General features: G+C 36.7%; 12 protein-coding genes. 4 read left to right on the top strand and 8 right to left on the bottom strand.

Annotated features, from left to right (window positions below):
- Positions 1–675 precede the first annotated feature (675 nt).
- From H1P_RS23605 to H1P_RS23595, 3 genes are all read right to left on the bottom strand, one after another.
- Positions 676–1,974: a CO2 hydration protein gene (locus H1P_RS23605; protein ID WP_144871959.1), complete on the bottom strand. Its 1,299-nt coding sequence runs from the start codon at positions 1,972–1,974 to the stop codon at positions 676–678.
- Positions 1,975–2,063: 89 nt separating this feature from the next.
- Positions 2,064–3,593 (bottom strand): NADH-quinone oxidoreductase subunit M, encoded by a 1,530-nt coding sequence (locus H1P_RS23600; RefSeq protein WP_144871957.1) that lies wholly within the window; start codon positions 3,591–3,593, stop codon positions 2,064–2,066.
- Between the two features lie 157 nt (positions 3,594–3,750).
- The gene (locus tag H1P_RS23595) at positions 3,751–5,601 is read right to left on the bottom strand and encodes an NAD(P)H-quinone oxidoreductase subunit F (protein ID WP_144871955.1); all 1,851 of its coding nucleotides are present in this window, start codon (positions 5,599–5,601) and stop codon (positions 3,751–3,753) included.
- Between the two features lie 299 nt (positions 5,602–5,900).
- Between H1P_RS23595 and H1P_RS23590 the strand changes: the two genes are divergently transcribed.
- From H1P_RS23590 to H1P_RS23580, 3 genes are all read left to right on the top strand, one after another.
- On the top strand, positions 5,901–6,779 hold the full coding sequence (locus H1P_RS23590; protein ID WP_144871953.1) for an energy-coupling factor transporter transmembrane component T family protein: 879 nt from the start codon (positions 5,901–5,903) through the stop codon (positions 6,777–6,779).
- A gap of 254 nt (positions 6,780–7,033) precedes the next feature.
- Positions 7,034–8,812, top strand: coding sequence for an ABC transporter ATP-binding protein (locus H1P_RS23585; protein WP_144871951.1), 1,779 nt, complete (start codon positions 7,034–7,036; stop codon positions 8,810–8,812).
- Between the two features lie 122 nt (positions 8,813–8,934).
- Complete coding sequence (locus H1P_RS23580; RefSeq protein ID WP_144871949.1) at positions 8,935–9,456, top strand: GNAT family N-acetyltransferase; 522 nt, start codon at positions 8,935–8,937, stop codon at positions 9,454–9,456.
- Positions 9,457–9,482: 26 nt separating this feature from the next.
- Here the strand turns inward: H1P_RS23580 and H1P_RS37640 are convergent, their stop codons facing one another.
- The 3 genes from H1P_RS37640 to H1P_RS37630 all read right to left on the bottom strand — a co-directional run bounded on the left by H1P_RS37640 (position 9,483) and on the right by H1P_RS37630 (position 10,074).
- Positions 9,483–9,632 carry a hypothetical protein gene (locus H1P_RS37640; RefSeq protein ID WP_222427197.1) on the bottom strand — a complete coding sequence of 50 codons (150 nt, stop codon included), beginning with the start codon at positions 9,630–9,632 and terminating at the stop codon, positions 9,483–9,485.
- 141 nt (positions 9,633–9,773) lie between these two features.
- Positions 9,774–9,911 carry a type II toxin-antitoxin system HicB family antitoxin gene (locus H1P_RS37635; protein ID WP_222427196.1) on the bottom strand — a complete coding sequence of 46 codons (138 nt, stop codon included), beginning with the start codon at positions 9,909–9,911 and terminating at the stop codon, positions 9,774–9,776.
- 13 nt (positions 9,912–9,924) lie between these two features.
- A complete protein-coding gene (locus tag H1P_RS37630; RefSeq protein WP_222427195.1) occupies positions 9,925–10,074 on the bottom strand; it encodes a type II toxin-antitoxin system HicA family toxin in 150 nt (49 codons plus the stop codon).
- A 209-nt stretch (positions 10,075–10,283) separates the two neighbouring features.
- Here H1P_RS37630 and H1P_RS23565 point away from each other — a divergent pair, with 209 nt between their 5' ends.
- The gene (locus H1P_RS23565) at positions 10,284–10,871 is read left to right on the top strand and encodes a macro domain-containing protein (RefSeq protein ID WP_144871947.1); all 588 of its coding nucleotides are present in this window, start codon (positions 10,284–10,286) and stop codon (positions 10,869–10,871) included.
- Between the two features lie 105 nt (positions 10,872–10,976).
- On the opposite strand, the gene H1P_RS23560 is transcribed toward H1P_RS23565, so the two are convergent.
- Both H1P_RS23560 and H1P_RS23555 read right to left on the bottom strand, forming a co-directional pair.
- Positions 10,977–12,275, bottom strand: a complete 1,299-nt coding sequence (locus H1P_RS23560; RefSeq protein ID WP_144871945.1) for a S41 family peptidase — start codon at positions 12,273–12,275, stop codon at positions 10,977–10,979.
- 317 nt (positions 12,276–12,592) lie between these two features.
- Positions 12,593–13,283, bottom strand: a 691-nt coding sequence (locus H1P_RS23555) for a helix-turn-helix domain-containing protein (RefSeq protein ID WP_246141926.1), incomplete at its 5' end; no start/stop codon positions are given.

The raw sequence follows: 13,283 nt of genomic DNA, 5'->3' as shown, positions 1-13,283 counted from the left end.
TATTTTAGTTCTATTCAAACTAAAGAGAACTATTTATTATTCAGTACTTTTACTGATTCTAGTATCTCTTTTAGGAGATTATTTTTCTGATTGCTTTATGCTCCGTTTTGACGTGCGGAATGTGGGTTACAACCATGATAAAAATCTTTGATTCTTTCATGATCTGATAAACTAGCTTGCTTAAGGATGACATTCAGTTGATTATTTAGCATTGAGGATCGTGAATTAAATAACTTATAGATTAGGTAGGGTGTTGTTAGCGTCAGCGTAACGCACCGATATTTTAATTTTGGATTTTATTAAATTCTCATTCCTTAGACAAATTAAATTAAGTCATACTTTATCTACGAAAAGCTAACCTATATAAGTTACTTAAATATAAGAAAAATCACCTGACCTTACAACCAAGTAAAAACAGCAACTATTAAAGAGCAAAAGAAAGCGATCGCAGAAATAAACATAATTTCGGAAGATTCTTTTTGAGAATTCATAACTATTCTTTGCCAATAAGTATTAGAAAAATCTGACTCGGTGTAATATTAAGTTCTAGTAATAAGTTATCGTTAAGCGTTCTTTGTTATTTGTTTTGATGATTAACGACCAATAATTAATCACAAATATCGCAACAATACCAACTATAAAACTCTCATAGAAACTCAATATAAGAGCTTCAAGTTAACGATAAGATGAAGATTGAATATTTTTTAAACGAGCTTCGGGGCGTAAAAAACGATCTATTTGCGATTCAAAAAATTGACGATTTTTAAGTAAATGTTTGGGATTAGGATCGTCTAAAGGATATAGTAATGCTTGGCGCAATGCTTGAATTACTGCCGAAGTTACGTTATACATTGATCGCTGAAAAGTAATTCCCAATTGAATTAAACTATCTTGTTCTCCTCGACAATGTTGCTGATAGTATTTTTGTAAATAATCGGGGAGAAAATGATACATATCATCCATTAACAGGGTGGGGGGAATTCCCGCAGTACCCACAGGAAAGACATCAGCGTATAAAATACCGTAGTGAAAATCTTTTTGCTCTTGAGGTACTTGTTTGGCTTGGGCATTATAAGATTTAGTTCCACGGAAAGGTGCAGTACGATAAAAGACGGCTTCTACGTAGGGTAATGCAGCCTCGTATAACCAAGTAAAACCTTTTGCTTTAGGAATAATTTCATAGCATTCATCCCCAATATATACATGATGATAAATTGGTCTACCTGCCATTGCAAAGATTCCATTAACTAAGAAATCCATGGCATCGGGGACACCTTTAAATCCGCCTTCATCGTAAATATCAGACATTTCAAAGAAAACAGGTGCCATGACTTCCCAGAATAAACCGAGGTTGGAATAATAAGATAACTGTCTGACTTGTTCGAGAAACATCTCAGGGAAAAGTTTATAAAGCCCCAACATGGCAGGATTGTTTTTAAAATAGGCTTTAATTGCCTTGTCTGCATTAGCTTGATATTCTTCCGTGTCTAGATAAGCATCAAACTTACCCCAACCCATATCTCTACCATGCCACAGCATTGCCCGCATACAAGCTTCAGCAAACTCCATATTAATGCGATCGTGCCACAAATGATGCATTAGTTTGGACATTTTGCGGGTTTTACCCTTTTCCATGAACTCTAATAATTCAGGATGTGCTGATGCTGTTCCCCGCCAAACTTTAAGATCGGCATCATCCCCTGCATAGTGATTGGGTAAATCCAAATATTCTTGAGGTAAAAAATATTTAAAGAAGGGAAGGGGATTCAAAAAGACTCTTTCCGCAATATAAAGTAAGTCACGCCAATAAAAATCCATCGGTACAGCATAGGCTTTATAAATACCAATTATCTGCATCAGATTTTCTGGAGTATCGGGTAACATTGAACCACCTGCTTCTAGGCGATGAATCACATCAGCAAAGGGATGAGTTGAAGGCGGAAGTTTTGTCGGTGTAGTAGGTGTTTGGATCATAATGTTTTTAGTGGGTAGGAGCGAACAGCCCTGACAATTTGTTGTTAATTAATTTTTGCTCTTATTTATCTGCATTGATTTATCTGTGTTTATCTACGGACATTGTTAACTGATAACTGTTTGCTCTTTACTGCCAACTGTTCACTAGTAACTGACGACTGATAACTGACGACTGATAACTGATTTGTAGTCGTTTCAGTCCAACGCAATAACCAGTTAGGCTGGATACCAAGGAAGAAAATAATGGCAGTTAACACAAAGGCGGGAATAGTTTCCGATCGCAATACTGGGGCATAATATGCTAAGTTGTTGTCTAATTTGCCGAAACAGGTGCGATTGAGCAGAATAACAAAGTAAACGGCAGTTAAACCAGAAGCAATTATGCAAAGCAATGTCGGAATCGGAAAAGTACTAAAACTGCCCTGGAAAATGATAAATTCTGCTACAAATCCTACTAAACCAGGAATTCCCGCACTAGCCATACCTGCTGCGATCAATAACGCACTGGTGAGGGGTAAACCGCGAATGGGATTCATTAAACCATTGAGAACATCTAAGTCGCGAGTACCTACTTTGCGTTCGACAATCCCAACTAGGTGGAAGAGTAAAGCCAGGATTAAACCATGTCCAATCATTTGGGCTACTGCACCCAAAATACTCAACTCTGTACCAGCAGCAACCGCAACTAGAATATAGCCCATGTGACCGATAGAACTGTATGCTACCATGCGTTTGATATCTTTTTGTGCGATCGCATTTAACGCCCCATACAAGACGCTGACTGTGCCAATAATCGCTAATCCAGGGGCGACAATCGACCAGGCTTCAGGAAATAACTGTAATCCAAAACGAATTAAACCATAAGTTCCTAATTTTGCTAGGATTCCGCCAAGAAGAATGGTAACAGCAGGAGAAGCTTCTGTATAGGCATCAGGCAACCAGGTATGCAAAGGAACTAAAGGAATTTTAATGCCAAAGCCGACTAATAAAACAGTTAATAATATTAGTTGTGTGGTCAAAGATAAGCCTTGGGTGGTGATAGTATCGTAATCAAAACTGGTCGCACCATTAAGAAAACCAATGCCTAAAAAGGCTGCCAATACGAGTAGTCCTGATACGGCGGTATAAATTAAAAATTTAGTTGCTGCATAACCTCTTTTTTCTCCCCCCCAAATAGCAATCATCAAATAGAAAGGAATTAATTCTAGTTCGTAGAAAGTCACAAATAGCAGTAAGTTTTGAGCAGTTAACGCCCCCGTAACACCTGCATTAATTAACAGAATTAAAGAATAATAAAGGCGAGGACGTTCGACATTTTCTCCAATACTATAAATAGCAATAATAGTAAGTAAAGCATTTAAAACCAGCAATGGTAAAGATAACCCATCTACTGCTAAACTATAGCTCAAGCCAATGGGTTCAGCCCAAGGTAAATATTCGGAAAATTGCCAGCTAGTATTATTGATATCAAACTGAGTTAATAACCAAATTGTGGTAGCGAAAACTGCTACAGCAAAGATAGTTGTAATTTGGCGTAATTTTGCCGATTCTAATTTTCCTGGGGAAAAACCAATAATAATTGCGCCCACTACAGGCAACCATAATAAAAAACTCAGCATTTGTTTGTTGTTAGTTGTTTTTTCTAATTTTCTTTTTATAGAGGTAAATTATAGATAGTAAGACTTGTTAAACTTGTAAGAAATAAAACATCAATTAAATCCATGTTCATTTGTATAAAGGATGTGGACGATTATCCATTCAATCAATTAAATAAAACTAAAAAGATAATTGATTGATAAAAGGTATACAAGCTATCCCAATAAATAAGCCTACTCCCAATAAGATCGATAATACATAAGATTGAACATTACCAGAAGTGTTGTATTTTAAACTTTCACCACTAAAAATAGTTGCAAAACCTACTAAATTAATTACGCCATCAACTAAATAGCGATCGCACCAAGCAATAATTTGAGAAACTAAACCCACTACAAAAACAATCGTGACACGATACAGTTGTGCCGTATAAAGATCGTAAGCAAAAAAGTCTTGTAAAGCTTTCGGTTTTAAAACAATTGGCTTGGCAATCTTGTCGTTAAGATAAATCAAAGCTGCTGCACCTACACCCACAAAAGTCGAAATAACCAAAGGAATAACAACCGTTAAATTCAAATCTTGCCACTGAGGTAATAAACCCCATTGCTGTAATAAAATTGGTACGTGTAAAGCAAATCCCATCATAAAAGTCATTGGTAAGACTAACGCCCATAAGCCTTCGGGAGATCGTACAGTCATTGGTTTGGGTTTACCACCAAAAATTAAGCTAAATTCGCGAGTCAAACTAAATGCAGTTAAACCATTAACAATTACAAATACTGCTATTAACCAAGGACGAGACAACCATAAGTCACTAGCTAATTCGGTTAACGTCCAAAAACAACCCAAAGGAGGGAAAGCAACCAGTGAAGCAGCACCAACCAAAAAGCATATTCCAGAAATAGGACGACGCGACCATAAACCGCCGTATTGGGTCAAATCTTGAGTAATATTATTTAAAACTATACCGCCAATACTCATTACTAACAAAGACATCGCTACTGCGTAGGTAAATAGCAATCTCAAAGCAGTGACATCGTGTTGTGTTCCCACAGCAATAAACACTAAACCCATGTAAGCACTGACAGAATAGGAAAGAGAGCGTTTAATATCAATTTGAGCGATCGCAATTAATCCCGCACCGATAGCTGTTGTGGCACCTATACCCACCATAAAGTTAGAAGCAAAAGGAGACAATGCCAATACTGGCTGTAACTTAATTAGTACCCAAGCACCAGTGGAAACGACAATGGTATTCCGTAGAATCGTACCAGGCATTGGCCCTTCCATTGCCTCATCCAACCACAAATGCAAGGGAAATTGAGCGCATTTCCCCAAAGGCCCAGCAATTAATGCTAAACAAAGTAATGTAGCTACCTTGGGGTCAATAGTAGTCGTATTTGCCCACTGTGCTAACTCTGTATAGTTCCAAGTACCTGCGAGGGGTAACAGAGCTACTACTCCCATTAACAAAATTAAATCTCCTACCCGTTTGGTTAAAAAGGCATCTCTCGCCCCAGTAACTACTAAAGATTGGTTAAACCACAAGCCAATCAATAAATAAGTTCCTAAAGTAAGAATTTCTAAAACTACATAGCTAAAGAAAAGGGAATTACACAACACCAAAGTGGACATCCCCGCTTCAAACAAAGCTAGTAAACAATAAAAACGCGCCCAACCCCAATCCATTTCCATGTAACCGATGGCGTAAATTTGAGCAATGAAATTTAAACCAGAAACCAGTAATAATGCAGAAATAGTGATTACAGAAATTTCCAGATCGAAAGAGATACTCAAATTGGCAGCTTGAAGCCACTGAAAAGATAAATATTGAACTGGCTGTTCCCAAACTTCTCTCAAAGCCAATAAACTGTGAACCAAGGCAATAAAAGTCATCAGAGTATTCAGATAACCCGATGGTCTAGGGCCAGTATTACGAATAATACCAGGCGACCAAGGAATAGCTAACACCGCACCAATTAAAGCATATAAAGGAACTAGCCAGATCGTCTGACTAAAAGTCTCGTTCATAAATATTTCTTTTATTTTGTTACATTTTTTTTCAATTAATTAAAAGCTATTATAGTATTTAATCTATTACAAATCAGATATGATTGTTTTATTTCAATGATAAAGTTACATAAATTTTGTTGAAGAGAACCTCAGATCGAGAACATCTTCGCCCAGAGAGGCTTTGTTAAATAGAATTAGCCAAAAAATTTCAGGTTTGCCTTACCTTAAGTGTGACGCGTCAATCTTATGTTAAGAGAGGCGTGTTTTTTCTGGCGTTGCATAATTGTTATAGACAAACAGGAGACACATAACCCAGAATGGACTTATTGCGATCGCTTCCTATTGGACTGTATTTAGAACAACCCGTTACTTGGCTACATAAAATCGATCCTAGAGTAAAATTAGCTTGGCTAATGACTTTTTTAGCTGCGCCGTTGTTGGCTAATCCCTATTGGCGTTTGGGGTTAGTTGCGTTGTTGGTATTGTTAACTATTTCGGCTGCGATTCCGTTGCGAGTTTGGAAACAGCAAATGGGTTGGTTACTAACGTTATCTGTGTTAGTTTTTCTGATTACTGCGATCGCTCCTGACGGTTTAGCGATAACTCATCAACCAAGGTTACCAGCTACCGAGCTTGATTTACCTCAACCCACAGATTATCAATATGTGTTGGTAGATTTAGGTCAATTTACCATTACTCGTCGTTCTCTTGATGTTGCGGTGCGAGTAGCCACTTTGGTTTTTACCTTAATTTACAGCACGAATCTTTATCTTTTGACTACTGCACCAGAAGAAATCACCGCAGGTTTAGAAGACTTAATGAGTCCTTTGCGTCGCTTCAAACTACCCATTACAGAAATTGCTCTTACTTTAACTCTTTCTTTGCGTTTTATTCCTTTAGTATTAGAAGAAATACAAAACTTGATTCGCTCTATTAGTACCAGGGCGATTAATTGGAAAGAATTAGGAATTCGCCGTAGTTTACAGGTATGGTTGATTGTGGCAGAGAAGTTACTAGAAAATCTCTTAATGCGAGCCGAACAAATTGCCGTAGCCATGGATATCAGAGGTTTTACCAGCCCCAATGAACATAAGGTGCAATGGCATCAATTAAGACTACGCTGGCGAGATTGGCTAGCTCTAGGTACTCTTATTCCCTTTTGGTTAGCCCGTTTTGCCATCGGAGGAATGTTTTAAGGGATGAATGATTAGGGAAATAGCTCTTGGCTCGTAGCTTGTTGGGTTTGTTCTTTTTATTAGTTAGCTTGCCCATCAATTAGAAGAAGACAAACCACTAACTACCAGCCACTAGTATCCCGTTTTAGCAATATCTCGCATCATATCAATCAATTAAATACGATAACAACCAGCAATCAGCAAACGAATAAATAAATCAAAGCACTATATCAATTGATTAAATACGATAACAACCAGCAACTAATAACTAACAAATGACGAAAAAAAAACATCCATTATTACGTTTATCGAGATACGGTAGAAAATATCGGGTTTTAATTTGGCAAGCAGCAATTTGTTCTGTACTAAATAAGCTATTCGATCTTGCTCCTCCTGCTTTAATTGGTGCTGCGGTGGATGTCGTAATTAAACAAGATAACTCCATCATTGCCCAGTTTGGTATTACCGACACTTTTCAACAATTGCTAATTATTTGTATTATTTCTGCAATTGTTTGGGGTTTAGAATCTGCCTTTGAATATACCCTTGAAAAGTTATGGCGCAATTTAGCACAGAGTATTCAACATAATCTACGTTTAAATGCTTATAGCCATGTTCAAGATTTAGAATTAGCCTATTTTGAAGACCGTAGTACGGGGACTTTGCTCTCAATTTTAAATGATGATATTAATCAGTTAGAACGCTTTTTAGATGTTGGGGCAAACGAAATAATTCAGGTATTAACTACCGTAATTATTATTGGTGGCGCGTATATAATTATGGTTCCTGAATTTGCTTGGATGGCAATTTTACCCATTCCTTTTATTTTATGGGGGTCGATCTCTTTTCAGAAAAAACTTGCTCCTCGTTATGCTGATGTCAGAGATAAAGTTAGTGTGCTTAATAGTCGTCTAGCTAATAATTTAAGCGGTATTACTACAATTAAAAGTTTTACAACTGAAGCTTATGAAATCGAAAGATTAAGAATTGAAAGTGAAAATTATCGTCAAAGTAATCGATCGGCGATCGCTTTTTCAGCTGCTTTTATTCCTCTGATTCGGATGATTATTCTTCTAGGCTTTAATGGTATTTTGCTTTACGGTGGCATGGAAGTTATTAACGGTAATTTGGCAGTTGGTACTTACAGTGTTTTAGTATTTTTAACTCAACGTTTATTATGGCCCTTGACCAGATTAGGACAAACTCTTGACTTATATCAAAGAGCAATGGCTTCGATTAATCGAGCGATGGATTTATTAGATACTCCCATTACAATTCATTCTGGTAATTTATCTTTACCCACTAGCAATATCAAAGGGGAAATTCAACTAAAAAATATTACCTTTGCCTACAATGAAAGACAGCCTGTTATCGAAAATCTCTCTTTAAATATTCCCGCAGGAGACACAGTTGCTATAGTGGGTTCTACTGGTTCTGGTAAGAGTACTTTAGTAAAGTTACTGTTGCGTTTCTATGAAACAAATTTAGGAACAATTACCCTCGATGGTATTGATATTAAAGATATAGATTTAACTAATTTACGGCAAAGTATGGGATTAGTTAGCCAAGATGTCTTTTTATTTCATGGCACAGTTAAAGATAATATTGTTTACGGAAATAATACAGCTACAGAAATAGAAATAATCAAAGCTGCTCAGATAGCAGAGGCACACGAATTTATCTCAAACCTGCCTCAAGGCTACGCAACTATTGTAGGAGAAAGAGGACAAAAACTCTCAGGAGGACAAAGACAAAGAATTGCAATTGCTAGAGCAGTTCTTAAGAATCCCCCTATCCTGATATTAGATGAAGCCACATCTGCCGTAGATAATGAAACCGAAGCAGCCATTGCCAGATCGTTAGAAAAAATAACCCGAAATAGAACCACAATTGCGATCGCTCACCGCCTATCTACTATACGCCATGCAGACTGTATTTATGTCTTAGAATACGGAAAAATTGTCGAACAAGGTACTCACGAACAATTATTAGCAAAGGCAGGTGTTTACAACAATTTATGGCAAGTGCAAACAGGAGTAAGAGTTAATATATAAAATCATAAAAGCGTTTTTCTTAACTTTTTTAGACTAAGCTTTAGAAGACCAGTTTACAAGAGCTATTTAATTGCTAAACACTATATTTTTAAGCTTTGTTAGTTGATGATTTATTCACGATCATGAAAATTAAAAAATTAATCAAACATGATGCAGAAAATTATAGGAATATCAGATTAGAAGCTTTAGATAATAATCCAGATTTCTTTGGCACAATGTATCATGAAGAAGCCATTATGACGATAGATACATTTAGGGAGAAAATACCAGTAGATAAGAATAACTTTATCTTGGGCTGTTATAAGGATAAAGATTTAATTGGAATCGTCGCATTTCATCAAGAATCAAGAATGAAACTCAGGCATAAAGCATATATTCGCTCTATGTATGTTCAACCAAAATATCGAAAAAAAGGTATCGGTAAATTATTGCTAAATGAATTAATTGAAAGAGCTAAAGCTATTAAGGAGATAGAAATATTATTACTTGATGTGGTTACAAATAACCTCCCAGCAAAACAACTTTACCTATCGTTCGGATTTCAAATATATGGAATAGAGAAAATGGCATATAAATTGAATCATCAATATTTTGATATGGAATCTATGTCTTTACAGATTAAATCTCTTTTCTTGAGCCGATAATATTTGTATAGAGTTATACACTACTACTAAGAAACTAACTGTAATTCAATTCTTTTTCCTAATGCTGCTAAAGCTCTTTCTATCGTTAGCAATTTAGTACCATGACGAGGATCGAGAATACGTCTTACTTCTTTTTCATCTACATCTAATAAACGGGCTAATTGTACCTTAGTCATAGCTTTTTCTTGCATTGCTGAATACAAAGCAGCTTTAAGCGCAGTCTGAATTGGTAAGATAATGAGATGTTCTGTTGCTTGAGATGATGAAGGGTATGGTATATCAAGCTTGTCATCAATTCTAGCAGCGATCGCTTCTTCTCAACAATCCGTTGCTTCTATTAATGCTTGTTGTTCGGTATCTCCTTGAGTAATAGCTTCAGGTAAATCTCGGAATGTAACCACAAAACCACCATCATTATCAGGAGTTAAGATAGCAGGAAAAGTAAATCTTTTCATAATAATTGTTTGATTATAGTTCATCTTCTCTAATTTCTAATTGAGCTAACATAGCTTTCAAAGTTCCTGTTTTTAACTCATCTTTGGGATTTCTAACTATGGTGAATCTTTTACCAAAATAAAGAGTTACATGAGAGCCAAAGCCCACGCTTCTTATCAACACGAGATTCAATACCGCGCTTCTTAGCTAGTTTTTTAACTTTTTGGATAAACTCGTTTCCTCTCATTATTCTATTATCGGACATAATTATCCGAATTTGTCGCATTTCTTCTGATATGCGATCGCTATCTGGTAAGATCAAATCAAGAAGTGTTGTAATACATTTCTATCTCTGCTATGCTCAAAAGCAATACGGAGATAATACTTTTTAGTTGAAATTAATACTTGTTGCACCTAACTATTCTCTTTACAAAGCATTTCAAGAATCTTTCGCTTATTTACCCAATGTCGAAATAATTAATAACTCTTTTGAGTGGCTAACGAAATACGATTGTTTAGTGAGTCCTGCTAACTCTTTCGGTATGATGGATGGTGGTATGGATGCAGCTATTACAAGTTTTTTTGGTCGTTCTTTAGAAGAAAAAGTACAACAGCGTATTCTAGATGATTATTTAGGAGAGCAACCTATTGGTACATCATTAATTGTCAAAACAGGACATCCTGAACATCCTTTTCTTGCTCACACACCCACCATGCGAGTACCAATGAAAATTCAAGGTACAGATATTCCTTATGTAGCGATGTGGGCAATGTTATTAGCTGTACGTCAATATAATAAAGCACACCCTGAATCTATTGGTAGTGTTGTCTGTCCTGGTTTGGGTACAGGAATTGGTCAAGTACCATATACTGAAGCAGCAAGACAAATGGCGTTAGCTTACGATCATTTTCTTTATCCACCAAAATGGCTTAATTGCTTCGTCGCAGCATCAAGACAGTTAGCAATTTGGGAAGGATAGTATTAAGCTTAAAAAGTTCTAAACTAACTGTAACTCAATTCTTTTTCTTAATACTGCTGAAGCTCTTTCTATAGTTAATAATCATTTTAATCTAGTTTAAAGTTATCAGTCGAGGTTAATCAGCAATCGCATAGTACTAGCTTTGCCGATCGAATCCAACACAGTTTCCACTGCTTGTTCTTTTTGCAAATCGATTCCTTGAGCATAGGGAATTGGAAGAGAAACTCGAACATCGGGTACGATACCTTGACCTTCTAAACGTTCTCCATCAACATAAACATCAGCAACAGCTAAGTATAGCAAACTGCCATCTGGCATAATATAAGGGCGACCTGCAACTACTGCACCTGCGGTTTCACTACCTACAATTTGTCCCACGCCATATTTACGAAAACCATAAGCAAGAATTTCTTTACCACTGCGCGATCCTTGATTGACCAGCATTACCACTGGTTTTTGCCATTGCATTTGTCTGTCTCTAGCAACACCATCACGGAAAATACTGGTAATAGTGGGTACTGGTGCAGTAAAAATATTAAGGTAAGTAGGGCTTGCTCCTCCCCAGCCATCACGAATATCCCAAACCAAACCATCAGTGTCCTTAAGGCGATCGTAAACCAACTCTGTCTCAAGCTGTTCTTGGTATTTGAGGTCAGCATAAGACCAAATATGAATATAGCCAATTTTTGTATCGTCTTGTTCGATTACCTCAACACTATCTTTTACTGCATCCAAAAACATCGTAGCGGGATTGAATACTTTGGGAATTACGACAATTTCTTGGGGTGAAGCATCAGCAGTGTGTTGAATTAACACGGGAACTTCTCGATCTGCTTTGCCGACAAATGATTGAATGGCTTGAAAAGGTTGATTTTCAACACTTAGTAATTCATCGCCTACTTTAAGTCCCGCTTTTTCAGCAGGAGAACCATTGATGATTGCTTTGATAAAAGTTTTATTGTCAATCTTTTCCGTATAGATACCAATGCCCGTATATTCTAATTTGCCATCAGGTAAGAATGGTTTTAAATCTTCTCGCAAAAACCGACGAAAAATTCCTGCAATCTGATAATAAGCTGGTTCATCTTGAGTATAAAAGTGCGTGTGAGAAGTGTTTAACTCTCCAAGCATTTGGTTGATAATTTCTGCTAGCTCTTTAGTGGATTTAGCTTGTGCTGCTTGGGGTTTGTACTGCGATCGCATTTTCTCCCAATCTACACCGTTCAAATCGGGATCGAAAAAGTTATCTTTAACCTTACTCCAAGCCGATTCAAATACTTCTACCTGAGATGAAGATGATTGGGAAAAAACAGGAGAGATGCAGTAGCACAACCAAACTAAGAAAAAGCTCAATAGAAAGGCTACTATCCATCGATTCAATCTAGAAACTATTGGCTGTTTCATTAATCTTTTGTGATATTACTGTAGATTGCCATAATATGTTCTTGAATCCATAGTAATTAATTTGACGATCGGGTTGTGCGATTGCTTATCTTTCCTATTGGTAAATCACTCTAAAATAAACGTGAAGCGATTTACTAAATGCGATCGCTGAAAAAGACCCTAAAATCGCAGACTTATTTTTTTTAGTTCACAGTCTTAGCGATCGCTAGCTATATCGAAAGTATTTTGCATCATGCTCACTTCATACACAAATATTTGGCAAGTTACATTTTTCCACAAGATAACATCCGACTTATCGTGGGCTTCCCAACATTACTTCATAAAGCCTCTACAGGACTAACTTTTGCTTTGTAGAGTATCCTATCTTCTTTTGTATAGCCAACATAACGCACTTTAACTTTTGTTCCTGGCTCAACTGAGCCCGTCATCAATTCATGCCATTGAGGATCGTAAGGTAATTCTTCTCCCACGGTAGAGATTGTTTTAATACCCCATTGCTCTACTAATTCTTTTACAGGTTTGACTAAAGGTATTAATCTCTTCGCTGGTAACTCAGGGTTTTTTTCAATTGCAGCAACGGCTGTAGGCCATTGAATCAACCAAGATTCGATAGCTTGAATGCTAGTTTGCTGAAACTGACTTTTTAGCATTTCCGTTTGTTGCGCCATTTCTTGCTCTAGTTTTTGGTATTCTTGTTGCCACACTTGAGGAGGCTGACTGTGAATACTTGTAGAGTAATCATCATCTGAAGATTCTGTTGGCTCGGTAAATTTAGCCAGCATTTGTTCTATTGATATCTCTAAAGCAGCAGCCAGTTTAACAAGAGTCTCTACCGATATTTTGTAAATCAGACCATATTGTAATCTTCTAATCTGTAATTCAGAAACACCAGCAACGTCGCTCAACTCCTCCATATTACTAATGGCAACTTGTTCCATTAAACTAGCTAGAATAATGCGATTTTGTTCGTATCGAAACTGACTCATAATCAATAATGGTTTGTTGTAG

This window comes from Hyella patelloides LEGE 07179 (genome assembly GCF_900659865.1).
Taxonomy (GTDB): domain Bacteria; phylum Cyanobacteriota; class Cyanobacteriia; order Cyanobacteriales; family Xenococcaceae; genus Hyella; species Hyella patelloides.
This window is presented reverse-complemented; position numbering and strand designations above follow the sequence as displayed.